Source organism: Kribbella speibonae (assembly GCF_004331375.1).
GTDB lineage: Bacteria > Actinomycetota > Actinomycetes > Propionibacteriales > Kribbellaceae > Kribbella > Kribbella sindirgiensis.
In genome coordinates this window covers 1-24,138 of record NZ_SJKC01000008.1, presented here as the reverse complement: position 1 = coordinate 24,138, position 24,138 = coordinate 1, and the positions used below count along the sequence as shown (strand labels likewise).

The window sequence follows — 24,138 nt, the reverse complement described above, 5'->3', positions numbered from 1 at the left end:
ATGACCACGAGCGACGACGGCCCGGGCCCCTTCGACGACTTCGATGTCGTCAATGACCTGGTCGATTCCGGGTATGCCGTCGGCGAGGCGGACGACCATGACGAGGTGCTCCCGAGGATCGCCGAGCCGACGGACGGACCCTGGGTGCCCCCGACTCCGGTCGAGCGGCTGCTCTACCGGGACAAGGACGACCCGGATGTCTCCGCGTACCTGTCGATTCTCGCGACCGCCGGTGTCTACCACCCGGTGGCGATCACGCATGCCCACCCGGATCCGGAGAAGCGACGGCCGATCATCGCCGAGTTGGGCGACGGACTCCGGGCGATGTCGGTCTACACCTTGGACGTGCTGCCTCGCCCGCACCCGAAGGTGGTCTACGAGTTCACCAACCTGCGCGGCCTGCTGCGGCTGCTCGGCGACGTCGACGTACTGCTGGTCAACCCGCAGACGCCGTGTCAGAACGTGCTGCAACTCGGGGACAAGATGAAGCAGCTGATTCTCGAAATGCACGACGCGTACTGGGCGCCGGGCTACTTCTCCGGCCGCGTCATCACCCGGCAGAGCAACGCCACCGAGCCCGGCGTACTCCTGCACGGCCTGGCCTGCGGGGCGCAGCTCTGCGTCACGAACGGCCACGCCTGGAACACCACGGAGTACCACGGCAACGGCTACAGCGCGGAACTCGCACTGATCGAGGAATGGTGGGGCGTCAAGATCCGCCAGGACTGGCTGGAGATCGAGGGCCGGCTGCTCAACCGCGACGTCCACTCGTCGGAGTGGGACCACGTACTGCGAACGCGTAACGGGCTGGTCGACCACTTCGGCGGGCCGGTCGACGCGGTCGAGTGGCGCCAGTACGACGAGTCGGCGCTGCGCCAGTACGTCGCGCAGACCGGCGCTCCCGCTCAACCGGGTGCGGATCCCGAGCTCGACGAGTTCGTTGTGGCGCGCGGCGAGCTGATCACCCGGATCCTCCGCTTCGAGGAGCGCTTCCGCGAAGACGGCCTGCTCCCGGACGGCGGCTACGTACGCTCGACGGCCGCGTGGGATCTGGGGCGCGCCTCCATGATGGCCCGCTGGGGCCGGGGTACGCGCTTCTGCGCCCAGACCGAGATGTTCGATGCGCTCCGCGTCCTCAGCCAGCAGGCCCAACGGCACTACACGTCATGGGCCGAGTTCGGCGTCGGCTACATCCTCGGCCGCTGCATCCAGTTCGACGATGACAACTCCCGCAAGTGGTACACCGAGGCGCGCGAGAACCACGAGCTTCTCCTCAGCGTCGAGCACAGCCCTTGGGTCACCGTGCCGTTCCGCTAGGCCGCTTGCGGGATAGTTGAACCATGACGAAGTCTGCTGACCTGCCTGAGATCGCGGCAGGGGTGGATCGGCGTGTGCTGACCAAGGAGATCTGGCTCGTGCTGGCGCTGTCGCTCGGGGCGTCCGGGGTGGCGGCGATCATCTCGTTCACGGGGGTGCTGACGTCGTCGAAGCCGATCAGCGGGCAGACCGCGGTGATCGTCGGGTCGCGCGCGCCGGGCCGGCCGTGGCTGGACCTGGCGTGGCAGATCTTCGCGGTGGTCACCGCTCTGGTGCCGGTCGCGCTGGTCGGTCATCTGCTCGCGCGGGGCAAGGAGTCGTTCCGGACGATCGGGTTCGACCTGCGCGACAGGTTCCGCGACCTCGGGCGCGGTACGGCGATCGCGGCCGCCGTCGGGGGAGCGGGGCTGCTGTTCTACATCGGTGCACACGCGACCGGTGTGAACCTGACCGTCGACCCGTCACAGCTGCCCGACGACTGGTGGCGGATCCCGATCCTGATCGCGGTCTCGGTGCAGAACGCCGTACTCGAGGAAGTCATCGTGCTCGGGTACCTGAACCACCGGCTCGATCAGCTCGGCTGGTCGGTCCGCCGGTCGATCGCGACCAGTTCGTTGCTGCGCGGCTCGTACCACCTCTACCAGGGGCTCGGCGGGTTCGCGGGAAACGTGATCATGGGCGTGATCTTCGGCTACCTGTACCGGCGGTGGGGCCGGATCATGCCGCTCGTCGTCGCGCACACCCTGATCGACACGGCCGCCCTGATCGGGGCGACGTACCTGCTCGGCAAGGTGTCCTGGCTGCCGAGCTAGAAAGCGAGAATTTGGGCAACTGTAAAGACTGACACGTAACCGATCGGCCTCCGGACGGGTTGAGGATGACGTGACAGTCAACGGGGAAATCACGAATCCGCCGGAGATCGACGCCGGTCTCGCGGCCGCGGCACTCGCCGTGTTCGCGCACCGGCACGAGGTCGTCCACCTGCTGTACGCCGCCACGGACGAGCCGGACGCGCTCGCCCGGATCGGCGGCCTCCTGAAGGTCGACGAGGCGGCCATCGCACGTGTTCTGGACCAGCCGCTGCGCTGGATGCTGCCGCAGTTCCGCGCCGAACTGGAGACGATCGCGGCGACGCCGGGAGCGCCCGGTGCCGGGGCCAGGTCTTCTGCCGGGGCTCCGGAGGACTCGGAGAGCGCTTCGTCGGATCTCCAGCCGGCGGCCGCTTCGACCAACTGAGGCTGCGGCATCAGCCGCACGCACCGCTCCATCGGTAGGTTGGAGCGGTGCACACGTATGGGCGGGACCTTCTGGAGATCGCGGACGAACTGACCACGGCGTACGTCGAGGTGTTCACGGCACCGCCGTTCGAGCACCGCGATGCCGAGGAGACCCGGATCGCGTTCCGGAAACGGCTCGAGACGGACGTCGAACGGGACGGGTTCCAGGCGTGGACCGAGCGGTCGGAGGACGGGCGGATCGCCGGGTTCCTGACCGGGTGGACGACGCCGGCGCCGTTCCGGACCGACCGGGCGTACGGGAGCGTCCTCGACCGGATCGGCAGCGAGCAGGTCGAGGAGCTGCTGATCGGCGCGTACGAGGTCGACGAGCTCGGCGTCCTCGCACACGCCCGCGGCACCGGCCTGGCCCGCCGCCTCCTCGAAACGGCTGCCCAAGAGCACAAGCGAGCCTGGCTCCTCGCCTGGAACCAGAACCACGACGCGGTCGCGTTCTACCGCCACCTCGGCTGGCAGGAACCCGAGGTCCGAGGCCCCGAAACCGACATCATCGTCTTCGTCACGCCCTGAGCCTGGCGCTTGCGTCCGAAGAATTGAGGGGCCGGGCCCCCACTTCTTCGGACGTAAGCGCCAAGGTCAGAGGGCGAAGAGTTCTCGGGCGTTGCGGTGGGTGACTGCCTCGTGTTCCTCGGGGGTTAGGTCGGCGGCTTCGAGGGCGCCTTGGGCGATCGACGGGTCGATCAGCGTGGCGTCGGTGCCGAACATCATCCGGTCGGGGCCGATCCGGTCCAGGATCCAGCGGATCCGGTTGGCCTCGGGCGCGGACCAGCACGGCTCGAACCAGATCCGGTCGCAGCGGTCCGCCGCCTCGGGGACCCGGGGCCAGCCGTTCGCGCCCATGTGACCGGCGAGCACCCGCGCCCCCGGGACCCGGGCGGCGACGTCGGCGAGATCGACGACGGTGTCGCCCCAGGTGTGCACGAGGGTGGGCAGCCCGTACTCCGTGGTGAGCTCGATCGCCGCCTGCATCGCGGGCGACGTCATCGGCGTCCGGCTGTACTCGGTGTGGATCTTCGCGCCGACCCACCGCGTCCGCCCGTCCCCGGCGAGGAACTCGTCGAGATCCGTGCGGGCCTCGTCGAGGCGGCGCGGGTCGACGACGATCATCCCGCGCAGCCGCGGATCGGCCGGGAGCTGCTCCGCGAGCGAGCGGTTGCCGAGCGGAGCGTCGTACACGATGGCCTCGATCGCGGAGACCAGTTGGAGGTCGATGCCGAACCGGTCGAGTCCGTCGATGTTGGTGTCGATGCTCGCGACGTCCATCGAGAAGAACCACGGTCCCCAGTGGGCGTGTACGTCGATCAGCATGCGGGCTCCAGCAGGGTCGTGAGGCTGCGGCTTCCGGCCTGGGCGATCTCGTCCGCGCTGAGCTTCGACGAGAGCAGCCGGCGGATCACCGAGCGGGTCTCGTGGAACGGCGTCCGGCACCCGAGCACGAGCCGCTCGGCGCCGACCTCCGCGGCCACGATCTCCAGCGCGTCCGGTCCGGTGAGCATCCGGGTGGAGGTGTGGAACCCGGGCTCGGACCGGGCCAGCAGCACGAAGTCACCGAGGTAGTAGAAGTGCGTGTCGAGGAACACCACCCGCGCGCCGAGCCCGCGCAGTGCCGGGCCGACCTTGCGGACGTCGCCCTCGGTGAAGATCGTCAGCCCGGCGTCGACGAGCAGCTGCACGACATGACCGAAGGCCGGGTACGTCGGTTCGACACTCTGTAAGGTCGGCGCCAGCCGGACGGCCCGCGGCGGCGTGTCGCCGGCCAGCTGCCGCTCCAGTTCCTTCTCCGCGCCGAGCGGATCGCGCAGGTCGAGCACCGGGCACGTCGTCCAGCCGTTGCCATCGGCAACCTGTCGCGCCTCGTCGTTCCCGGAGGGTACGTCGAAGTGCACCGCCCGCAGCCCGGACACGACGCCGCCCGAGATCCCGCTCTCCGCGAACACCTTCGCGATGTTCTCGGGCCGGCCCCAGCGACCCGTCGTCACGTCGTGCCCGACCAGGATGTCGCAGTCGAGCAGCAGGGGAGAATCGGTCATGATGCCTTCCGGGACAGGGCTTGGTGGACCTTGCGGATCGCGGTGGCGATGTCGTCGACGTCGGACTCGGTGTAGTTCTCGTTCCAGGCGAGGACGAGCAGCCGGGAGTTGATGAGTTCCTCGGCGTTCGGGCACAGCCCGACCGGGTACGAGACGTCCTGCAGCGGGAACCCGGACTGGCCGTACGTGATCCGCTCGCGGACGGCAGGTGCGGCGTACAGCGGGCTGGTCAGGTACCCGCCGTTCGCCGGGATGCCTTCGGCGGTCAGCGCTGCGGCCCACTCCCGCATGTCGCCGGCCTCCTCGGAGATGATCAGCGGGTACTGCCAGTACACGTGGTCACCGCCGTCCGGCGGTGCCGTCACCCCGGCCAGGTCGGCGATCGCGGAGGACAGGCGCGCGGCCGCCGTACGGCGATCCAGCACGACGCTGCGGAGCTTGTTGAGCTGGGCGCGGGTGACGGAGGCGACGAGTTCGGTCATGCGGTAGTTGAGCGCGAGGAACAGGTAGGTCCGCTCGTCGGTGTCCCGCGGCCAGCCCTTGTCCGCGAACAACCGCATCCGGCGGGCGCGTTGCGCGTCGTCGGTGACCGCGAGACCGCCGTCGCCGGCGCTGATGTGCTTGGTCTGTTGCAGGCTGAAGCACCCGATGTGGCCGATCCGGCCGACGTACGTGTCGCCGACCGGCGCGAGGTACGCCTGCGCGCAGTCCTCGATCAGCAGGATCCCGTGCTGGTCGCAGAGCGCGCGCAACTCCCGGACGGCGGCCGGCTTGCCGAACAGGTGTACGACGATCACGGCCTTCGTGCGCGGCGTGATCGCGGCGGCCACGGTCTCGGGCGTCAGGTTTCCGGTGATCGGGTCGACGTCCGCGAACACCGGTACGGCGTTCTGCATCAGGATCGGGAACACGGTGCCCATGTCGCTGATCGGCGTGGTGATGATCTCGTCGCCGGGATCCGGGTTCACGGCGGAGACGGCCAGGTGCAGCGCCGCGGTTCCCGAACTGCACGCGACCGCGTGCCCGGCGCCGAGCAGCGACGCGAACTCCAGCTCGAGCGCGGGAACCTCCGTTCCCCAGGTGGCCGAGAGCATGCCGCTGCGCAGCACCCGCTCGACCGCCTTGACCTCGTCGTCGCCGAAGCGCCGGCCGCTGGCGTTCATCACTGACGGCAGCGGCTCCGTGCGGACCGGCGTACCGCCGTGACGGGCGAGCTGACTGTTCTCCATCACACAATTCCTTTGCTTAGGGCAACGGCAGTTGGACGAGATCGCGGTCGGCCAGACCCCAGACGCTGTGCCGGGCGCCACGCACCGGGGTCAGCTGCGGCACGGTGTACCACCCGTCGCCGAGCTTGTTCACGAGCAGCTTCGCACTGCTGAGGCCCGGTCCCAGCTGGTACAGGTTCCCGCCGAAGTTCGTTTCACAGTAGACGCCGGTCCGGTCAACGTGGATCTGACCGTACCCGGACAGCTTGTTCGCGCCGCGGACCACAGCGCGCGTGCGCAGGTCGTACGTGAACCAGCCGCCGCTGGTGCGCTTCAGGACGCCGTACAGGATGCCGTCGTGAACGGCGACGCTCTGGATGGAGCGCTCCCCGGCCAGCGGCTCGGCGGTCCAGAGCAGTTCGCGGCGGCACAGGTCGAATGCCGCGATCGAGGCCGAGGTTCGGGTCGGCGGAACGCCACCGCCGCCCACCACGTCCCCGCCGACGTACGCGATGCCGTCGACGATCGAGACCGACAGCAGGCCTTGATCGGGGAGCACGCCGAAGTGCACGTCGAGTTCACCGGTGCGTACGTCGAGCAGGGTCAGTGCGCCGGTCAGCTTCCCGGTGCCGGGTGCGGACGCGATCGCGAGCAGCTTCGACTTCGGGTCGTACGCGGCCTGCCACGGCCGGATCTGCTCGTGACCGATCTTGCCGAAGCTGTGCACCTCTTTGGTGCGCGGGTTGATCCGGACCACCTCGGTGCTCGGGTACAGGGCGGAGTACAGCTCGCCCTGGACCCAGTTCAGCGTCTTCGCCTCACCGGCGACCCGGAGCCGGCGGGTCACGCCGGTGTCGATCGCGTGCTCGGTGACCACCCAGTGCCCGCCGACGTACAGATGCGGGTCGCCGATCACGATCGACTGCGGCTTGTCCGGCGCGGGGGTGAACCCGGCGTCGACGAGATCGAGCAGTTCGAACTCACCGGTCGCGACGTCGAGCCACCACAGCACGCCGGACCCGGTCGCGCCGAGCAGCGTGTTCGCGTCGAGCATGACGAGACGGCGATGTTCATCCGACGGCGCGGGGGTCGCGACCGCGGTGAGGCTGGTGTCTTGCGGTCCGCACGACCAGACCGTCCCGGACGTCCGGGTCGTCAGGTACGCCGTACCGTTCGCGGCGACCGTGATCGCGTCGACGCTGGATTGGCCCTCGGGCAACGGCACAGCCCGTACGTCGCTGCCGTCGAGCGCCATGTTCAGCAACGCCCGGCTGCTGCCGACGTAGATCCGGTCGCCGGCGCCCGCGAACGGACCGAAGCTCTGTCCACGGGACGCCTCGGGCGTGAGGTCGCGGAATACCCCGGTACTCCGGTCGTACCCGACCACCTGCGACGGCGTGTAGATCCCGGCGTACACGTAGTTGCCTGCGGCCCCGACATAGCGGCCGTACTGCGCTCCGGCGACCGGGGCTCCGAGCCGTGTGGCCGCGTTGGTCGCGGGATCGATCTGCCAGACCGCGCCGTTCGGGTAGCTGACCGCGAACACCTGGCCGTCGGGTGCCGTCGTCATGTCCCAGACGAAACCGCCGGGACCAGCCAGCGCTCCTACGTGGACCACGGATCCGTCGGCCGGGTCGAAGCAGTAGACGTCGGCGGTCGGATAGAGACCGCAGTAGACCTTGCCGGCGGCAACCGTGATGCCCCAGCCGCCTTCGCCGGTCGGCAGCTCGATCGTCCTCGTCACGCGGCGAGTGGTCAGGTCGACCTCGGTCAGCCGGGGCGGCACGATGCCGCGGCTGATCACGTACGCGTGGCCGTCGAGCACCGCCATCGCGACGACCGCGGCCGTCACGACCGCGGGACCTGAGGTGGGCAAGGTGGAACCGTCGATGGGTCCGTCCTCCGCGTGAGCAGTGGTGGGGAGAGCAGTCAGCGCTCCGGTAGCCATGGCGCCGGCGAGGGCGGTACGGCGGGAGATGATCATCGGAGCCCTCTGATCCGTACGAGATCGCGGCCCTTGATCGTGTAGAGCGCCGCGCCGTCGTGCGACGTGGTGATGAGCGGGTAGCCGTAGATCTGCGAGGCGAGCCCGTCGACCACGGTGCTCACGGCCGGGGTTCCGGTGATGGTCGGCGTGATCTTGAAGACGCGTTTGCTGTCTGTCCCGTACAGGCCGGAGCGTGCGATGGTCAGTCGGCTCTGGCTGGTGCCGAGCGTGGTACCGGCGACGAGCTTTCCGGTGCGCGGGTCGAGGACGGCGAGACGGCCGTCGTCGGTGGTCACGTACAGCCGGCCACGGTAGTGCGCGACAGCGCTGTAGCTCTGTGCACCCGCAAGCGGAGCGGTCTCCCACAACACCTTGTTGCGGCGCTGGTCGAAGGCGACAACGGTTGCCTCGGGCAAAATCGGGTCGGTGCCGAGACTGTTCCGGGTCGCACCGCCGAGGTACGCGATTCCGTCCGCGGTCGTCACCGAACGGACCGACTGGTGCGGTACGACGCCGCGGTGCACCTCGAGTTGACCGGTATCCAGGTGCTGCTCGACGAGCGTGCCGTCGTACTTGCCGTAGTCGGGCTCGGTGGAGAGCAGCCACGTTTGTGAGCGGGCGTCGTACGCGGCGTCGGTCGGGCGGGTCTGCTCGTTGCCGATCCGGCCGAATTCGTGCAGGCCGGCGCCGTCCGGTTTCATCTGCCAGAGACGGGCCAGCGTGTACACGCCGAGGTACACCTGCCGGCCGACCGGCGTCATGGTCTTGGCCTCGCCGGGCAGGAAGGTCCGGGTGCTGGCGCCGGTCGCGAGGTCATGGACCTGGATGCCCGCCTTGCCGCTGACCAGCACGGACGTGGGCGTCGCGGCGATCGCCATTGGCTGCTCGGGTGCGGGTGGCAGCCCGGCCTGACCCAGGTCGGTGCCGCTGAACGTCCCGCTCGCCTCGTCGAAGTCGACGACCTGGCTGGTCAGCTCGGCCCGTAGGGTCGAACCCTCGACGAAGATCCGGTTGAAGTACGCACCGTCGTACGGCGAACCGAGGCGCGTCAGCGCGTTGTCGCGGTACCGGTAGAGCGTGCCGGACGGGCGCGTGCCGAGGTAGACGTCAGCGCCACTCAAGGTGATCGCGGTGACGTACTGGTCGCCGCCGGGCGTCTGTACCTCGACCGGGTTGCTCAGGTCCGTGGTATCGAACACGAGCATCGTGCCGGTGGGGGAGAGGCCCGCGGCGAGCTTCGTCCCGTCGAGCGCGAGCGTGGCGACGAACGTACGGTCGGCGTACTTGGCGGGCAACACGTCCCGCCGGTCGCCGGTCGCGCGGTCGATGGCGATCAGGTGCGCCTTCGTACCGACGCCGGCGTAGATCGTGGTGGCGTCGGCGGCGATGCTGCGGACGTACTGCTCACCGGCGATGGCGGCGCCGTACGACTTCGTGGCGCCGGTGGCCGGGTCGTACTCGTGCACCGCGCCGTCCGGATAGGTACCGGCGACGATCTTGCCGTCCGGGGTGGCGGCGATCGACCAGACGAACGAGCCGAACTGCGCGACCTTGGCCGCGGTGCCGGTCGTCGTGTCGACCTTGTAGATGTCACCGGGGGTGTAGAGGCCGATGTACAGGTCGGTGCCGATATGGGTCATCGCCCATGCTCCGGCGCCGGTCGGCAGGGAGAACTTGCGGTCGACGGTCTTGCCGACCGGGTCGAACGCACCGACCTGGACGGGTGAGACGCCGGAGGTGATGGTCCAGATCCGGTCGCCGACCTGCTCGGCGACGCTGGTCGAGGTCACGGCGGATGCCGGACCGAGACTGGTGACGGTCGGAGTTTCGGTCCCGACCGGAATGGAAGCGCCGGCCGACGGTGAAATGCTCACCAAACCTGCGCAGATGACCAGAGCAGCGATCAATCCCCGTGCGAATCGCTTGTCCACAAGGCCTCCCGGGACAGTACGCACCGAATTACGGTCATGGCTGAAATTAGCCGGACGTGCGTCAGCGCGTCAACCCGCTGGGAAATAATCAGAGATGAACGCGATAAACAACAAGCGGGCGGCCGCTGCCGGTGCCGAGCTGGGTGCCGGTCGCGTCCGCGAGGCCGGCGCGCTCGAGGCGATTGAGGACCCGCCGGGCGGTCCGCGGCTGGATGCCGAGGTAATCGGCCACGGAGCGCGTGGTCAGACCGTCCTCGGGAGTGGCGCGGACCAGTTCCTGGAGCCGTTCGAGCGTCGCCTTCGAGAGCCCGGCGCGTTGCGCGAGCAGCTGCAGTTTCGAGCGCTGCTGGGCCCGCGGCGGCGCGCCGCCGACCAGCACGAGATCGATGTCGTTGCGCAGCGACACGACGGCCGCCGTCCGTCCGGCGGTCTTCGCCCGGCCGAGTGCCCGGCGGGCCAGCGCCTCGGTCTCGGTTCCGGACCCGCCGATGCCGAACCCGATCCGGACCGGCCCGAACTGCTCCTTCAGCCGGGTCAGCATGCCGAGTTCGGTGAACGCCGCGGTTGCTTGTTCGAGCGGTCCGCGGGTCGCCACCACGAGCCACCGCTTGTCGTCGTACCGGATGACGCTGCCGCCGAGTGAGCCTGCTTCGCGCTGGAGAGCGCTCTCTGCGTCCGGCGACATCTCGACCAGGCCGAGCGCGATCTGCGCATCGTCACTGCGCAAAGCGTCGTGGACGAGGAGCAGTCTGTTGACCGCGGCCCGTACCGAGTGCACCGACGGAGCGAGACGCAGCGTGGTCTGCTCGGTCCGGAGCTTCTCGTACGCCGACCGCAGACAGGTGATCGTGACGGTCGCGCCGGCCTCGTGGTGGAACTCGACGATCTCGTCGAGGCTCAGACCCGGCCGGTACGGCAGAACGCGGACCCCGCGCATCGGGAGCCCGACCTCGTCGAACGTCTCCCGGACGTCGGCCTCGTCGAGGACGTCGATGCTGAGCGACGTCACGTCGTGCCCCTCGCGGAGCAGCTGGACCAGGGCGCGCATCAGCGTCGCGCCGGTGTACTCGACGTGCGCCGCCGGACGGTCCAGGAGGTCCTGCGCGGCGGCGATCTGGTACGGGACGACGCCGGTGAACAGCCACGCGTCGACGCTGCCCGGCGCGTCGGCCATCACCTTGGGGGTGTCGGTCTCCCGGCGGTACCGCAGCGGGACGACCTCGACGCCGCGCAGTCCCTTGATGATCCGGCTGGTGGAGGTGACCAGGTCCGACGGTCCTACTACTCCGATCGTCGTCACCACGCGCGGGTCCCCTCCATGGGGGTCAGTCTCACCACAACACCGCACCGCTGCAAGAACCCGCGCCGTGGTCGGCTACGTTCGCCTCATGGAGCGCGTTCTGGAGTGGATCGACGAAGGTACGGCGCTGTGCCGCGGAGCACTCGGCGACCTGGAGGCGCCGTCGTCGCTGCCGGGCTGGTCGCGGCGGCATGTCGCGGCGCACCTGTCGCTGAACGCCGAGGCGCTGGGGAACCTGGTGCACTGGGCCCGGACCGGTGAGGAACGGCCGATGTATCCGTCGGCCGAGGCGCGGAACGCGGATATCGAGCAGGCCACCGCGCGACCGGCCGACGAGCTGCGGGCCTGGTTCGACGAGTCCGCGGCCGGGCTCGCGGCGGCGATGGCGACGTTGACGGACGAGCAATGGCAGGCGCAGGTCCGCACCTCGCGCGGCGCCCCGATCCCGGCGTCCGAGATCCGGTGGATGCGGTCTCGCGAGGTCCTCATCCACGCCGTCGACTTCGGCGCCGGGCTCACGTTCGCCGATCTCCCGGCCGACTTCCTCGAGGCGCTGTGCGAAGACATCCGCACGCAGCGCGGCGACGTACCGGAGCTGCGGGGGCCGCTGCCGGAGGTCGCCGCCTATCTCGCCGGGCGGCCGTACGCCGAGGTTTTCTCCGCGGACGGGAAGCCCGCGAGCGCGTTGCCTCCGTGGCTCTGACTCATTTCACGACGCGGTAGCGGAGGTGGGTGACGTCGCGGGCGGGGAGCTGGCGGACTTGTTCGAGCTCGATGTACTCGGCCGGGAGGTTGTCGAAGAGGCGGCGGCCCTGGCCGAGGAGGACGTTGACGACATGCAGTTCGAGCTCGTCGAGGAGACCGGCGCGGAGGAGCGACTGGCCCGCGCCGGCGCCGTGGACCATGACGTCACGATCGCCGGCGGCTGCTAGCGCCTGGGCCGCGCAGTCGGCGACGTCGGTCACGTAGACGGCGCTGCCTGGCGGTTCGTCGTCGACGTGGTGGGTGAGGATGAACATCGGGACGCCGTCGTGATGGTCGCCGTTCCAGCGGCCGGCGTGCTCGTACGTACGGCGACCCGCGATCAGCGCACCGGTGGCCAGCGACTCGCGGACCACCTGCCCGCTCGGTCCGTCGGAGTTGCGGTCGTCGAGCCAGTTGAACAGGCGGAACCCGCCGACTCCCATCGGGTTCTCTGGACTGTCGTCGGGGCCGACCACGAAACCGTCGAGCGACATCGACATGTAGAGGCGGATCATCGGGAACCTCCTAGGGATTGGGGGAACTGAAACACGCCGGCAGGGTCGTACTCGGCCTTGAGGTCGCGGAGGCGTGGGTAGTTCGGGCCGTGGTAGGCGGTGCGCCAGTCGGTCAGGTCGGGGTCCGGGAAGTTGGGGTAGACGGCCCCGGAGGCGTAGGGGTGGGCGATGGACCAGGAGCGGCGTACGGCGTTCCGGTCGGGGCCCGCGTGTTCGAGGAGGAAGCGCTCTGTGCGGTGCGCGAAGGCTGTCGCGTCGACGGGGATGCGGTTGTAGGCGCCGCCCATCGGGGTGAAGTTGAGGTCGCAGCCGGTGTCGAGGAGTTGGGTGATGGCATCCGGCGGTAGCGGGGTGCGGAAGAACTCGGACTTGCTGTGGATGATGCGGGGGTCCGGATCGCCTTCGGAGAGGCTGGCCTTGAGGGCGGGCCAGGAGAGGTCGGTGCGGATGTCGATCTCGGGGGCGGTGAGGGGGCCGGGGTCGAAGGTGGTGAGGGTGGCGCCGAAGACCTGCGCGTGGGTGGCGGTGACGGTCAGGCTGGCGGTGAGGTCGTCCGGGGCGTCGGGGGCCCAGGACTGCCAGGCGGCGATCACTTCCGCGGCGTGACTGCGTGGCCAGGTGAGTTTGAAGCGGGTCGCGGTCGGTGACGGTACGGCGGCGAAGGTGAGGGATGTGACGACGCCGAACTGGCCGCCGCCGGAGCCGCGGAGGGCCCAGAACAGGTCGGGGTTCCGGTCCGCGTCACACACGAGGACGTTGCCGTCCGCAAGGACGACGGTCGCGGCGACGAGGCGATCGCAGGTCAGCCCGTACCTGCGCCCGAGCAGCCCGAGTCCGCCGCCCAACGTCAGCCCCGCGACCCCGACCGTCGGCCCACACCCCGCCGGAATCGTCAGCCCGTACTCGTGCAACCCCTGGTACACCACGGCAAGCCGAGCTCCCGCCCCGATGGTCGCCGACGCCCCGGTGACCGAGACCGATGACAGTGGGGACAGGTCGAGCATCAGGCCGGTGGTGGAGGAGCGGCCGGCGAAGCAATGGCCGCCGCCGCGCGGGGTGACGGGGAGACCGGCGGAGCGGGCGTACGAGAGTGCCTCGATCACGTCGGACGTAGAGGAGCACTGTGCGATCGCCGCGGGGCGGATGCCGTCGTACTGCGGTAGCGCCGGCTTCCGCAGTACGTCGTACAGCGGGTGGTCAGGCCCGATCAGGTCCATGGGCCGACGTTAGGACGCGGCGATCGGGTCGCGCTTGAACGAAACGGGCGTACCACTCGGCGAGGAACGGCCGGTACGACGCCGAGTGGTCGTGACCGCAGTCGCAGCGGTCGGCCTTGTCGCCGAGCAGTTCGCGCGGTGTCACGCCGGTCAGCCGTACGCATTCCCGGGTCAGATGCGCGTGGTCGGCGTACCCGGTCTCGGCCGCGAGGTCCGACAGCCCGCTCCCGAACCCGGCCTGCGCCAGCGCGAGATATCCCTGGAACCGCAGCGTCCGTTGCAACGTCTTCGGCCCCACTCCGGTCGCGGCCAGGCACCGCCGCCGCAGCTGGCTCTCCGACAGTGCCAACGAGTCCGCCAGCGGCGCGATCCCGGTCGGCTCCCAGGGCATCAACCGCCGCACCATCTCCGCCACCACCGGATCCGGCCGCAGCGGCCGCGTGGTCAGGTACCCCTGCACCGCGAGCAACGCCGCCTGCGGATCAGCCGCATCAGCGACCGCGGACCCGAGCGTGTCCGCCGCAGGACCCCACAGGTCCACGGCGCAATCGACCAGTTCGTCCGCCGGTATGCCGAGCATCGGGGTGCCCGCGCCGGGCATGAACCGCACGCCGACGATCGTCGTCCGCGGCGGGATCACCTGCAGCTGCGCCCGGGTCAGCGGCCCGATCAGCCGCGGTACGCCGCCGATCGGGCAGTGCAGTTCGACCCCGCCCGTCGGCAGATCCCGCTGCGGGTAGGGCTGCGTTCCGGTGCGCTGGATCCAGACCGTACGGACGAGACCGGCCAGTGCGGGCACCGGCGCGCTCTCGTCGTACGTCTGGTCCATGGTCTACAACTCGATATGGGAGCCGATGATGACCGTGCGGTCGCGGGGGAGACCGAAGTGTTCGGCGGCGTCTGCGGTGATGTGCGAGGTGGCGAGGAACAGTTGCTTGCGCCAGCCCGCCATCGTGGCGGCCTTGCCCCGGCGGAGCTCGATCTTGGACAGGAAGTACGACGCCTTGTCGAGGTCGAGCCGGCCTTCGGACTCGTCCGGTTCGAGCCGCGCGAGGGCAGTGGGGACGTTTGGCGACTCCATGTACCCGAACCTGATCGTGACGTGCGTGATCCCGTCGTTGCCGTACCCGAGGTCGTTCACGGTGACCCGCTGGTCGTCCGGCACCCGCGGGACCGGCTCGGTCTCGATCGCGACGATCACGACGTGCTCGTGCCGGACCTGGTTGTGCTCGACGTTCGCCCGCAGCGCGAGCGGTGCGCTGGAGCCGCCGCGGTTGAGGAAGATCGCCGTACCAGGAACCGTACGGACCGGCAGCTTGCCGGAGCTCAGCTCGTCGATGAACTCCTGCAGCGAACCCTCGGCACGCTCCCGCTCCCGGGTGACGACCTCCCGGCCGCGCTGCCAGGTCGTCATCACCGTGAAGGAGGTGAGCGCGATCAGCAGCGGCAGCCACGCGCCGTGCAGCAGCTTCGTCAGGTTGGCCGCGATGAACAGACCATCGATCAGCAGCAGCGGTACGGCGCCGGCCAGGATCAGCCACCGCGGCACGTTCCAGCGGTAGTGCGCGACGTAGAAGAACAGCAGCGTGGTGATGGTGATCGTCCCGGTCACGGTCATGCCGTACGCGTACGCCAGCGCGGCCGAACTACGGAACGCGAAGATCAGCGTCAGGACCGACACGAACAGCAGCCAGTTCACGAAGGGCACGTAGATCTGGCCGATCGTGGTCGCCGAGGTGTGCGTCACCCGGAGCCTGGGCAGGTACCCCAGCTGGGCGGCCTGGGCCATCACCGAGTAGGCCCCGGTGATCACGGCCTGGGACGCGATCACGGTCGCCGCGGTCGCGAGCAGTACCAGCGGCAACCGGCCCCAGTCCGGCACCAGCAGGAAGAACGGGCTGCTGATGTTCTCGTGGTTCTTCAGGATCAGCGCGCCCTGCCCCATGTAGCTGAGCGTGAGCGCCGGCAGCACCAGGAACAGCCAGCCGCGGCTGATCGCCTTCCGGCCGAAGTGCCCCATGTCGGCGTACAGCGCCTCGGCGCCGGTGATCGACAGCACGACCGCCGCCAGCGCGAAGAACGCGATGTGGAAATGCCCGGCCAGGAAGCTGATCGCGTACGTCGGGGAGAGCGCCTTGAGGATCTCGGTGTGCTCGAGGATGCCGCCGATCCCGGCCGCGCCGATCACGGCGAACCACAGGATCATCACCGGCCCGAACGCCCGGCCGATGGACTCGGTCCCGCGGCGCTGGACCATGAACAGCCCGACGATGATCACCGCGGTGATCGGGACCACGTACTCGCCCAGCGACGGCTCCACGGTCTTGAGTCCCTCGACCGCGGACAGCACCGAGATCGCCGGCGTGATCATGCCGTCGCCGAAGAACAGCGACGCGCCGAACAGGCCGACCGTCGCCAGCAGCGCGGCGGCCTTCCGGCTCGGATGCGTACGGCGCCACTTGCGGAGCAGCGTGATCAGCGCCACCACGCCGCCCTCGCCGTTGTTGTCCGCGCGCATCGTGAGCAGGATGTACGTGACAGTGACGATGATCATCACCGACCAGAAGATCAGCGACACCACGCCGTACACGTTGTGGTCACTGAGCGGCACCGGGTGCGGGTCCTCGGGGTTGAAGACCGTCTGCAGGGTGTAGATCGGGCTGGTGCCGATGTCACCGAAAACGACCCCGAGCGCGCCGACCACCACCGCGAGCTTCGCGGTGTGGAGCGCCGTGTCGTGGGCCGTGCTGTGGGCGGTGGGCCGGTCGCCTTGCGGCCCGTCCGTCTCCGCCTTCTGTTCCGTCACGTCCCGGCACGATACCCGCCCGGGGAGCTAGCCCTATGCATGTCGAGCCGTCCACGGCGACTCCGACGTACCGGGTATGACAGCCGAGCGAGTACTGCGGACCTATCTCACCCTGGTCGCGGTGTCGACGGGCGCGTCGTCGATGATCTGGGGCATCAACACGCTGTTCCTGCTCGACGCCGGACTGAGCATCGGGAAGACCTTCGCCGCGAACGCGTTCTTCACCGCCGGCATGGTGCTGTTCGAGGTGCCGACCGGTGTCGTCGCGGACACGGTCGGGCGGCGTACGTCGTACCTCCTCGGCACGGCCACCCTGATCGGGACCACACTGCTCTACCTGGTGCTGTGGCGGACGCACGCGCCGTTCGTGCTCTGGGCGGTGGTGTCGATGCTGCTCGGTCTCGGGTTCACGTTCTTCAGCGGCGCGACCGAGGCCTGGCTCGTCGACGGGCTGCACGCGACCGGGTACGACGGGTCGCTGGATGCGGCGTTCGCGAAGGGGCAGGTGGCGAACGGGATCGCGATGATGGCCGGCTCGATCGGCGGGGGAGTGCTGGCCCAGCTGACGAACCTGGGTACGCCGTACGTCGCTCGCGCGTTGTTGCTGACGGCCACGTTCGTGGTCGCGTGGCGATCGATGCGGGACATCGGCTTCAGCCCTGCGCCGCGGACGTCGGTGCGGGGTGAGATGGCCGGGATCGTCCGGGCGTCGCTCCGGCACGAGCTGCTCAACCGGCGGGTCCGCTGGGTGATGCTGGCCGGACCGTTCACGGCCGGGGTCAGCGTTTACGGTTTCTACGCCGCGCAGCCGTATCTGCTGCAGCTGTACGGGCACACCGGCTCGTACGCGATCGCCGGTCTGTCGGCCGGGATCGTCGCGGGTGCGCAGATCGCCGGCGGCGCGTCCGCGTCGTACGTCTCCCGGCTGATCCACGACCGGATCGGGATCCTGATCGGAGCGATCGTCGCGTCCGGGACGGTGATCGCGGTGATGGGTGTGGTGACGTCGTTCGGGGTGGCGCTGGTGCTGCTGATGGTGTGGTGCACGCTGTTCGCGGCGATGTCGCCGGTGCGGCAGGCGTACCTGAACAGTCACATCCCGTCGGCGCAGCGGGCGACGGTCCTGTCGTGCGACAGCCTGCTCGGCTCGGCCGGCGGGGTGGTGATCCAGCCGGCGCTCGGTCGCTCCGCCGACGTCTGGGGATACGGACCGGCGTACTTGGTGGCGGCGGGGATCCAGCTGCTGGCCGTGCCGTTCCTCGGGCTGGCCCGGCGGAAATCTGTCGAGGACCCGGCAGGCGAGGCCCTAGCCTTGCGGGCGTGACAGCTCGACTGATCATCATCAACGGTGGGTCCAGTTCCGGGAAGACCGGGATCGTGCGGTGTCTGCAGGCGGTGCTGCCGGAGGCCTGGCTCGGGTTCAGTGTGGACGACTTCGTGGACGCGCTGCCCGCCGTGATGGACGGCGGGATCGAGATCGGGCCCGGCGGCGAGGTGTCGGTCGGGCCCGCGTTCCGGGAGCTGGACGCGGCCTGGACCGCCGGGATCGTGGCGATGTGCCGGGCCGGCGGGCGGGTGATCGTCGACGACGTGTTCCTCGGCGGCGCCGATTCGCAGCAGCGCTGGCTGGACGCGGCCGGAGACCTCGAGACTCTCTTCGTCGGCGTGCACTGCGATCCGGAGGTCGCCGCGGGCCGCGAACTCGCCCGCGGCGACCGCGCCCGCGGTATGGCCGAGCAGCAGGCGTACGTCGTCCACGAGGGCGTCACGTACGACGTCGAGGTGGACAGCTCGCGCGCGGAATCCGTCGACTGCGCCCGGAAGATCGCCACCTACCTCGTTCCGTAGTGGATCCGTAGCGCCCACGGATGCCCACTGCGGGCGGCCGGCGGGATCTTCGTCGTACCGAAACACGACGACGAAGGAGAAGATCATGAGTACGACGGTGACGACCCGCCGGACCATCCGTCCGCGGACCGTGGCGCTGTGGGTGGTGCAGGCGGTCCTGGCCGCGCTGTTCCTGCTGGCAGCCGTGCCGAAGCTGACCGGCGACCCGCTGATGGTCGACATGTTCGCCGAGATCGGCGCCGGGCAGTGGCTGCGGTACGTGGTCGGGACGCTCGAGGTCGCCGGGGCGATCGGTCTGCTGATCCCGCGCCTGTGCCGGCTGGCCGCGCTCGGTCTCGTCGGGCTGATGGTCGGCGCGAGTGCCACCAACCTGTTCCTGTTCGGGGCGTCGCCGGCGATCCCGCTGTGCTACCTGGCGGTCGCCGCGGCCGTGGTCTGGTTCCGCAGGCCGGCGAGGTGACCGTCGACGACGGCGAGGGCGTGCAGGGTCTGCGCGCGGTGCTCCGCGGCCACGACCGCGTCGTCCTCGCCGTCGAGGATTCGGCGTACCGCTGTCAGATGGACGGTGCGGTAGGCGGCGACGGCGAGCGCGGCGGTCAGCTGCGGTTCGGGTACGTCGGTGCGCGCCATCGCGACCGCGATCGCCTGCTCGATCTGCTCGAGGAGCTCGCGGGCGCGGGACTGGAGCGCCCGCGACTCGGCGACGACCTCCCAGAAACGGCGGAACTGCCCGCGCATCGCGGACAGCGGATGCCCCTCGTCGGCGAGCCCGACCAGCAGACTCGACAGTGCCTGGACCGCGGACGTGCCGGCCGGGCGCTCGTCGATCGCGGCCACCATCAGGGCCTCGGCCTCGGGGTACCGGTCGAACAGCAGGTCCTCCTTGCGGGCGAAGTGCGCGAACACCGTCGGCCGGGCCACGTCCGCCGCCTCGGCGACCTCCGACACCGACACCGCGTCGAACCCGCGCTCGAGGAACATCGCGGTCGCGATCTCGGAGATCCGCGCCCGGATCTCGGCCTTCTTCCGCTCCCGCCGTCCTTGCATGCCGGTAACCATACTGGATAAAAAGATGTACTGAGTATGACTTTGGTTGCTAGTCTGCTGGTCATGCTTTCTCTCGGGGTGAACTACGACACCGGCCTCCGGTACGACGGCCGCAGCACCCGTGAGCGCTTCGAGCCCGAGGAGGTGCGGCGCGACCTCACGGTGATTGCGAAGGAGTTGCACGCGCCCGCGGTCCGGGTGTCGGGAAACGATCCGGACCGGCTCGTGCTGGCGGGTGAGGCGGCGCTGGCTGCGGGCCTCGATCTGTGGTTCTCGCCGGTGCCGATGGACCTGGAGCCTGACGAGTTCATCGCCTTCCTGACCGACTGCGCCGGTCGTGCGGAGGCCCTGCGGCGGTCCGGGCGCGGTGAGGTCGTGATGGTGCTGGGATGCGAGCTTTCCGTGTTCTGCAAGGGATTCGTCCCCGGCGAGACCTCGGGGGAGCGGCTGGCCTTGATGGCCGACCCCGCGACCTGGAGCGATCCGGCCAAGCTCACCGACCTGCAGGCGGGGCTGGCCCGTTGGGGCGGCGTACAGCAGCAGATGGCGGCCTCTGCGCGCAGTGTCTTCGGCGGCCGGATCACGTACGCCGCGGGTCTGTGGGAGGACGTGAACTGGGACCTGTTCGACATCGTCAGCGTCGACGCGTACCGGGACGCGGCCAACGCGGCGACCTTCGCCGGCGAGCTGGCGGGACGGAAGAAGCGGGGCAAGCCGGTCGTCGCCACCGAGTTCGGCTGCTGTGCGTACCGGGGCGCGGCTGACCGCGGTGGAGCCGGCTGGATGATCGTGGACCGCAGCGTCGACCCGCCGGCGATCAGCGGCGCGTTCGAGCGGAACGAGGAGGAGCAAGTGGAGTACCTGTTCGAGCTCGTCGAGGAGTTCGACCGGATCGAACTGGCCGCGGCGTTCTGGTTCAGCTTCGCGGGTTTCGCGTTGCCGCACCGGCCGGACGACCCGGAGCACGACCTCGACCTCTCGTCGTACGGATTGGTCGCGGTCGACGACCACGGGCAGTGGAGGCCGAAGCCGGTGTTCGCCGCCCTGGGCAGCCTGAACGAATCGCGGAGCTGAACCCGCGGGTACATTTGGGAGCGTGCTGACAGCGAAGGGTGCGGCGACCCGGGACCGGATCGTGGCGGCGGCCGCGGCCGAGATCCGCGAGCGCGGGATCAGTTCGGTGAAGCTGGACGACATCGGCCGGCGCAGCCGGACCGGCAAGAGCCAGCTCTTCCACTACTTCCCCGACGGCAAGGAACAGTTACTGCTCGCGGTCGCCGAGCGTGAGGCCGAGCAGGTGCTCGAGGACCAGGAGCCGCACCTCGGGCAGCTGACCAGCTGGGACGCTTGGCACGACTGGCGGGACGCCGTCGTCGAGAAGTACCGGCGGCAGGGCGTGCACTGCCCGCTCGGCGTACTGATCACCGAGATCGGCCGGCACACCCCCGCCGCGCAGGCCGTGACCGCGCAGTTGCTCGCGCAGTGGCAGCACCGGCTCGAGCTCGGCATCGAGGAGATGAAGGCCGCGGGCGAGATCCGTGCCGCTGTGGATCCCGCCCGCGCCTCGGCCGCGCTGATCGCCGCGATCCAGGGCGGCGTCGCGATCCTGATGTCGTCGGGAACCTCGACGCATCTGGAGTACGCGCTCGACCTGTGCCTGGACTACCTCAGCGCCAGTTGAGCACCGGCGGCTGGTACCCAGCCGGCTTGTCCGCCACCTTCGCGCCCGGGTTGACCAACCAGCCCTGGTACTCCGGTGTGAACATCCGGTACACCGACGACGGCGGTACGGCGCTCGCCTCGTCGAGCGCGGCCCGCAACTCGTCGGGGATCTCGAAACCGAGCGCCGCGATGCTCGACTCCAACTGCTCCGGGCGGCTCGCGCCGACGATCGCGGACGCAACACCCGGCTGGGTGGCGGCCCAGTTGACCGCTACCTGCGCCATCGTCACGCCGAGCTTTTCGGCCACGTCGCGAACGGTCGTCAGCAGGTTCCAGTCCCGGTCGGACCAGGTCCGCCCGGTGGCGCCGTCACCGGTCAGACGACCTTCGCCGGCCAACTCCCGGGCGTCGTCCCGCTGGTACTTCCCGGTCAGGAACCCGCCGCCGAGCGGACTCCACGCGGTGACGCCCAGGCCGAGTTGCTGCGCGACCGGTACGTGCTCGGTCTCGATGGTCCGCTCGATCAGCGAGTACGGCAGTTGCAGGCTGACCATCGGAGTCAGCGAGTGCGCGTCAGCGAGAGTCTGCGCGCGAGCGGCGTACCAGGCGGGTACGTCGGACAGTCCGGCGTACCTGATCTTGCCGGCGCGGGTCAGGTCGTCGAGGGTTCGCAGTACCTCGTCGACGGGAGTGATGCGGTCCCAGGTGTGCAGCAGGAACAGGTCGACGTAGTCCGTGCCGAGCCGGCGCAGGGACTCGTCCAGCGCGCGGATCAGGTGCTTGCGGCTGTTGCCGCCCGCGTTCGGGTCGCCGGAGTCGACGCTGTTGGTGGCCTTCGTGGTGATCACCATTCGCTCCCGGATACCGGCCTCTGCGATCAGCCGGCCGAGGATCCGTTCGCTCTCACCCGCGGTGTAGAAGTCGGCGGTGTCGATGAAGTTGCCGCCGGCCTCGACATAGGTCCGGAAGATCGCCCGGGCCTCGTCCTCGCTCTTGCCGTACGGCGCGTGGAACCCGGCTTGCCCGAAGTTCATGGTGCCCAGGGCGAGCCGGCTGACCCGCAGCCCCGACCGCCCGAGTAGGTAGTAGTCGTCTAGTGCCATGCCGACAGCGTTGCTCGGGAAAAATGGACCGGCAAGTACAAAGTATCGGCGTGAAAGGATTTGGGTGTGCGCTTGTCTGAGGAGCAGCGGAGTGAGCTGGAGCGGTTGGCGGAGTACGTGCTGCCGGGGGAGGGATGGGCGGCGACGGCGTTTGTCGAGCGGGTGCTGACGGAGGATCGGCCGGACTGGGCCGGGCGGGTCGAGCGTGCCCTGGCGGGTTCGGGAGATGCGGATCGGGCTTGGCTGGTGCGGTTGATCGCGCAGGGGTACTACGCGGAGCCGGCGAGCTGGGCGTCGGTCGGGTGGCGGAGTGCGGAGTTTGCGCCGGTGCACACCGAGTTGCGCGTGACGCCTCGGGACGAGCTGCGGGAGCGGTACGACGTAGTGGTCGTCGGCTCGGGTGCCGGTGGGGGTGCGGCGGCTCAGGTGCTGGCGGAGTCGGGGCGGTCGGTGCTGGTCGTCGAGCTGGGCAGCTACCCGTCGACGGAGTCGCTCGCGCGCGACCACCTGCGGAATCCACGGTCGGTGGCCGGTCTGCCGGCGGTGACGGACCCGGACCCGTCGGGGCGGCCGCGGGTGTCGGTGGTGGACGGTGCGCGGAGCGAGGTGCTGCCTCCGGACGGTGGCTGGGGGAACAACGCGTTCACGGTCGGCGGCGGCACGCGGGTGTACGGCGCGCAGGCGTGGCGGTTCGTACCGCAGGACTTCCGGATGGCGACGACGTACGGCGTACCGGAGGGAAGCGCGCTCGCTGACTGGCCGATCTCGTACGACGAACTGGAGCCCTACTACTCGCTGGCGGAACAACGATTCGGGGTGAGTGGCGGTGGAGTGGACCCGTGGCACGGACCGCGGTCGATCCCGCTTCCGATGCCGCCGCTGCCGCGGACCGGTCCGGCCGACCTGTTGGCGGGAGCCGCCGAGCGGCTCGGTTGGGGAACGCTCGACGTACCGCTGCTGATCAACTCGGTCGACTATCAAGGGCGCTCGGGGTGCGTGCGGTGCGGCCTGTGCGTCGGGTTCGCCTGCCCGGTGGAGGCGAAGGGCGGTACGCACAACACCGCACTGCCCGCCGCGCTCGCGACCGGGAACTGCACGCTGGTCACCGAGACGACAGCCGAGCGTTTGGTCACCTCAGCTGGCCGGGTCGTCGGCGTCGCGCTGGTCGCCGGCGGTGGGTGGCGACGGACGGTCTTCTGTGAGGAAGTAGTAGTCGCCGCGGGTGCCTCGGAGACACCGCGGCTGCTGCTGAACAGTGCACACGGCGGCGAGCCGTACGGGATCGGCAACAACCGGGATCAGGTCGGCCGGCATCTGCAGGCGCATGTGTACGCCGGTGCGGTCGGGCTGTTCGAGGACGAGGTGGTCGATCTCGTCGGGCCCGGCGTCTCGATCGCGACCTGCGACTTCCGGCACGGGAACGACGGGATCGTCGGCGGCGGCATGCTCGCGAACGAGTTCGTGCCGACGCCGGCGTCGGTGTACGACTACCTGACCGGGGCCGGGTTGATCCCGGCGGCCGGGGCGGAGAGCGTGCGGGCGATGCGGCGCGAGGTACGGCGGATGCTGCGGGTGGTCGGCCCGATCCAGGAGGTCACGTCGGCGGACTCACGCGTCCGCGTCGATCCGTCCGTCGTCGACCGGTTCGGCAATCCGGTGGTGGTGACGAGCGGATCGATCCATCCCGAGGACCTCCGGGCCCACCGCTTCATGAGCGCCAAGGCCAAAGCCTGGCTCGAGGAAGCAGGCGCGATCCGCACGTCCGTAGGCCAGATCGGCACGGTGGGATCCGCCAGCACCGGCCAGCACCAGGCTGGGACCTGCCGGATGGGCGACGACCCGGCCCGATCGGTTACCAACCCCTTCGGTCAGGTGTGGGGCCACACCAACGTCTGGATCACCGACGCCTCCGTCCACGTCACCAACGGAGGCGTCAACCCCGTCCTCACGGTCCTGGCCGGAGCCCTCCGCATCGCGGACCACATCACCCGCGGCTGAGCTGACGCGTTATGTGACCGCTGGCGCGCTACAGAGCCTGTTGCGGAATGGGGTTTGGCTTGGGGCTGGTGCTGGGCGGGGGTGTTGCAGGGTGGGGCTCTCGGGGGCTTGCTAGGTGGTGCAGGTGCGG

The 24,138-nt window shown here is 69.7% G+C and carries 23 protein-coding genes; 11 read left to right on the top strand and 12 right to left on the bottom strand.

Annotation, left to right across the window (positions count from 1 at the left end; translation table 11 throughout):
- The 4 genes from E0H92_RS39080 (at window position 1) to E0H92_RS39065 (ending at window position 3,122) form a co-directional block, all read left to right on the top strand.
- A complete protein-coding gene (locus tag E0H92_RS39080) occupies window positions 1-1,317 on the top strand; it encodes a DUF1266 domain-containing protein (RefSeq protein WP_131499873.1) in 1,317 nt (438 codons plus the stop codon).
- Between the two features lie 23 nt (window positions 1,318-1,340).
- Window positions 1,341-2,129, top strand: a complete 789-nt coding sequence (locus tag E0H92_RS39075; RefSeq protein ID WP_131499872.1) for a CPBP family intramembrane glutamic endopeptidase — start codon at window positions 1,341-1,343, stop codon at window positions 2,127-2,129.
- Between the two features lie 70 nt (window positions 2,130-2,199).
- Window positions 2,200-2,553, top strand: a complete 354-nt coding sequence (locus tag E0H92_RS39070; RefSeq protein WP_131461005.1) for a hypothetical protein — start codon at window positions 2,200-2,202, stop codon at window positions 2,551-2,553.
- Window positions 2,554-2,600: 47 nt separating this feature from the next.
- Window positions 2,601-3,122, top strand: coding sequence for a GNAT family N-acetyltransferase (locus E0H92_RS39065; protein ID WP_131499871.1), 522 nt, complete (start codon window positions 2,601-2,603; stop codon window positions 3,120-3,122).
- A gap of 66 nt (window positions 3,123-3,188) precedes the next feature.
- Here E0H92_RS39065 and E0H92_RS39060 read toward each other — a convergent pair whose 3' ends face one another.
- From E0H92_RS39060 to E0H92_RS39035, 6 genes are all read right to left on the bottom strand, one after another.
- On the bottom strand, window positions 3,189-3,920 hold the full coding sequence (locus tag E0H92_RS39060) for an amidohydrolase family protein (protein ID WP_131499870.1): 732 nt from the start codon (window positions 3,918-3,920) through the stop codon (window positions 3,189-3,191).
- A complete protein-coding gene (locus E0H92_RS39055) occupies window positions 3,914-4,642 on the bottom strand; it encodes an amidohydrolase family protein (protein WP_131499869.1) in 729 nt (242 codons plus the stop codon). The genes E0H92_RS39060 and E0H92_RS39055 overlap by 7 nt, the downstream gene beginning before the upstream one ends.
- Window positions 4,639-5,871, bottom strand: coding sequence for a DegT/DnrJ/EryC1/StrS family aminotransferase (locus tag E0H92_RS39050; protein ID WP_131499868.1), 1,233 nt, complete (start codon window positions 5,869-5,871; stop codon window positions 4,639-4,641). Before E0H92_RS39050 ends, E0H92_RS39055 begins: the two co-directional genes overlap by 4 nt.
- A 16-nt stretch (window positions 5,872-5,887) precedes the next feature.
- On the bottom strand, window positions 5,888-7,834 hold the full coding sequence (locus tag E0H92_RS39045) for an NHL repeat-containing protein (RefSeq protein WP_131461010.1): 1,947 nt from the start codon (window positions 7,832-7,834) through the stop codon (window positions 5,888-5,890).
- Window positions 7,831-9,711, bottom strand: coding sequence for a YncE family protein (locus E0H92_RS39040; protein WP_131499867.1), 1,881 nt, complete (start codon window positions 9,709-9,711; stop codon window positions 7,831-7,833). The genes E0H92_RS39045 and E0H92_RS39040 overlap by 4 nt, the downstream gene beginning before the upstream one ends.
- A 145-nt stretch (window positions 9,712-9,856) precedes the next feature.
- Window positions 9,857-11,071, bottom strand: coding sequence for a helix-turn-helix domain-containing protein (locus E0H92_RS39035; RefSeq protein ID WP_131499866.1), 1,215 nt, complete (start codon window positions 11,069-11,071; stop codon window positions 9,857-9,859).
- 85 nt (window positions 11,072-11,156) lie between these two features.
- Between E0H92_RS39035 and E0H92_RS39030 the strand changes: the two genes are divergently transcribed.
- Window positions 11,157-11,771 carry a maleylpyruvate isomerase family mycothiol-dependent enzyme gene (locus tag E0H92_RS39030; protein ID WP_131499865.1) on the top strand — a complete coding sequence of 205 codons (615 nt, stop codon included), beginning with the start codon at window positions 11,157-11,159 and terminating at the stop codon, window positions 11,769-11,771.
- A 1-nt stretch (window position 11,772) separates the two neighbouring features.
- Here the strand turns inward: E0H92_RS39030 and E0H92_RS39025 are convergent, their stop codons facing one another.
- Genes E0H92_RS39025 through E0H92_RS39010 form a run of 4 tightly spaced genes read right to left on the bottom strand, consistent with a single transcriptional unit; the run spans window position 11,773 to window position 16,350 of the window.
- Window positions 11,773-12,327, bottom strand: coding sequence for a dihydrofolate reductase family protein (locus E0H92_RS39025; protein WP_131499864.1), 555 nt, complete (start codon window positions 12,325-12,327; stop codon window positions 11,773-11,775).
- On the bottom strand, window positions 12,324-13,544 hold the full coding sequence (locus tag E0H92_RS39020) for an FAD-binding oxidoreductase (RefSeq protein WP_131499863.1): 1,221 nt from the start codon (window positions 13,542-13,544) through the stop codon (window positions 12,324-12,326). The genes E0H92_RS39025 and E0H92_RS39020 overlap by 4 nt, the downstream gene beginning before the upstream one ends.
- Entirely contained in the window at window positions 13,525-14,373 is an 849-nt protein-coding gene (locus E0H92_RS39015; RefSeq protein ID WP_131461015.1) for a helix-turn-helix domain-containing protein, read from the bottom strand. The genes E0H92_RS39020 and E0H92_RS39015 overlap by 20 nt, the downstream gene beginning before the upstream one ends.
- 3 nt (window positions 14,374-14,376) lie before the next feature.
- Complete coding sequence (locus E0H92_RS39010; RefSeq protein WP_131461016.1) at window positions 14,377-16,350, bottom strand: potassium transporter Kup; 1,974 nt, start codon at window positions 16,348-16,350, stop codon at window positions 14,377-14,379.
- Window positions 16,351-16,426: 76 nt separating this feature from the next.
- Here E0H92_RS39010 and E0H92_RS39005 point away from each other — a divergent pair, with 76 nt between their 5' ends.
- The 3 genes from E0H92_RS39005 (at window position 16,427) to E0H92_RS38995 (ending at window position 18,658) form a co-directional block, all read left to right on the top strand.
- Window positions 16,427-17,674: an MFS transporter gene (locus tag E0H92_RS39005; RefSeq protein WP_131499862.1), complete on the top strand. Its 1,248-nt coding sequence runs from the start codon at window positions 16,427-16,429 to the stop codon at window positions 17,672-17,674.
- Window positions 17,671-18,198, top strand: coding sequence for a chloramphenicol phosphotransferase CPT (gene cpt / locus E0H92_RS39000; protein WP_131499861.1), 528 nt, complete (start codon window positions 17,671-17,673; stop codon window positions 18,196-18,198). The genes E0H92_RS39005 and cpt overlap by 4 nt, the downstream gene beginning before the upstream one ends.
- Window positions 18,199-18,283: 85 nt before the next feature.
- Complete coding sequence (locus tag E0H92_RS38995; RefSeq protein WP_131499860.1) at window positions 18,284-18,658, top strand: DoxX family protein; 375 nt, start codon at window positions 18,284-18,286, stop codon at window positions 18,656-18,658.
- On the opposite strand, the gene E0H92_RS38990 is transcribed toward E0H92_RS38995, so the two are convergent.
- A complete protein-coding gene (locus E0H92_RS38990) occupies window positions 18,607-19,245 on the bottom strand; it encodes a TetR/AcrR family transcriptional regulator (RefSeq protein ID WP_165550237.1) in 639 nt (212 codons plus the stop codon). The genes E0H92_RS38995 and E0H92_RS38990 overlap by 52 nt on opposite strands.
- A gap of 63 nt (window positions 19,246-19,308) precedes the next feature.
- Here E0H92_RS38990 and E0H92_RS38985 point away from each other — a divergent pair, with 63 nt between their 5' ends.
- Together E0H92_RS38985 and E0H92_RS38980 are read left to right on the top strand one after the other, a co-directional pair.
- Window positions 19,309-20,319, top strand: coding sequence for a hypothetical protein (locus E0H92_RS38985; RefSeq protein WP_131499858.1), 1,011 nt, complete (start codon window positions 19,309-19,311; stop codon window positions 20,317-20,319).
- A 22-nt stretch (window positions 20,320-20,341) separates the two neighbouring features.
- Entirely contained in the window at window positions 20,342-20,926 is a 585-nt protein-coding gene (locus E0H92_RS38980) for a TetR/AcrR family transcriptional regulator (protein ID WP_131461020.1), read from the top strand.
- On the opposite strand, the gene E0H92_RS38975 is transcribed toward E0H92_RS38980, so the two are convergent.
- A complete protein-coding gene (locus E0H92_RS38975; protein WP_131499857.1) occupies window positions 20,913-22,010 on the bottom strand; it encodes an aldo/keto reductase in 1,098 nt (365 codons plus the stop codon). The genes E0H92_RS38980 and E0H92_RS38975 overlap by 14 nt on opposite strands.
- Window positions 22,011-22,076: 66 nt before the next feature.
- On the opposite strand from E0H92_RS38975, the gene E0H92_RS38970 reads away from it, so the two are divergent.
- Complete coding sequence (locus E0H92_RS38970) at window positions 22,077-24,008, top strand: GMC family oxidoreductase (RefSeq protein WP_202874060.1); 1,932 nt, start codon at window positions 22,077-22,079, stop codon at window positions 24,006-24,008.
- Window positions 24,009-24,138: the final 130 nt, after the last annotated feature.

What these genes read in the sequence shown, in the direction of transcription:
- E0H92_RS39015 (WP_131461015.1), bottom strand. Translation starts at nt 14,373, where the DNA reads ATGGACCAGACGTACGACGAGAGCGCGCCGGTGCCCGCACTGGCCGGT.
- E0H92_RS39030 (WP_131499865.1), top strand. Translation starts at nt 11,157, where the DNA reads ATGGAGCGCGTTCTGGAGTGGATCGACGAAGGTACGGCGCTGTGCCGC.
- E0H92_RS38995 (WP_131499860.1), top strand. Translation starts at nt 18,284, where the DNA reads ATGAGTACGACGGTGACGACCCGCCGGACCATCCGTCCGCGGACCGTG.
- E0H92_RS39060 (WP_131499870.1), bottom strand. Translation starts at nt 3,920, where the DNA reads ATGCTGATCGACGTACACGCCCACTGGGGACCGTGGTTCTTCTCGATG.
- E0H92_RS38975 (WP_131499857.1), bottom strand. Translation starts at nt 22,010, where the DNA reads ATGGCACTAGACGACTACTACCTACTCGGGCGGTCGGGGCTGCGGGTC.
- E0H92_RS39080 (WP_131499873.1), top strand. Translation starts at nt 1, where the DNA reads ATGACCACGAGCGACGACGGCCCGGGCCCCTTCGACGACTTCGATGTC.
- E0H92_RS38985 (WP_131499858.1), top strand. Translation starts at nt 19,309, where the DNA reads ATGCTTTCTCTCGGGGTGAACTACGACACCGGCCTCCGGTACGACGGC.
- E0H92_RS39020 (WP_131499863.1), bottom strand. Translation starts at nt 13,544, where the DNA reads ATGGACCTGATCGGGCCTGACCACCCGCTGTACGACGTACTGCGGAAG.
- E0H92_RS39055 (WP_131499869.1), bottom strand. Translation starts at nt 4,642, where the DNA reads ATGACCGATTCTCCCCTGCTGCTCGACTGCGACATCCTGGTCGGGCAC.
- E0H92_RS39045 (WP_131461010.1), bottom strand. Translation starts at nt 7,834, where the DNA reads ATGATCATCTCCCGCCGTACCGCCCTCGCCGGCGCCATGGCTACCGGA.
- E0H92_RS39025 (WP_131499864.1), bottom strand. Translation starts at nt 12,327, where the DNA reads ATGATCCGCCTCTACATGTCGATGTCGCTCGACGGTTTCGTGGTCGGC.
- E0H92_RS39075 (WP_131499872.1), top strand. Translation starts at nt 1,341, where the DNA reads ATGACGAAGTCTGCTGACCTGCCTGAGATCGCGGCAGGGGTGGATCGG.
- E0H92_RS38990 (WP_165550237.1), bottom strand. Translation starts at nt 19,245, where the DNA reads ATGCAAGGACGGCGGGAGCGGAAGAAGGCCGAGATCCGGGCGCGGATC.
- E0H92_RS39050 (WP_131499868.1), bottom strand. Translation starts at nt 5,871, where the DNA reads ATGGAGAACAGTCAGCTCGCCCGTCACGGCGGTACGCCGGTCCGCACG.
- E0H92_RS39005 (WP_131499862.1), top strand. Translation starts at nt 16,427, where the DNA reads ATGACAGCCGAGCGAGTACTGCGGACCTATCTCACCCTGGTCGCGGTG.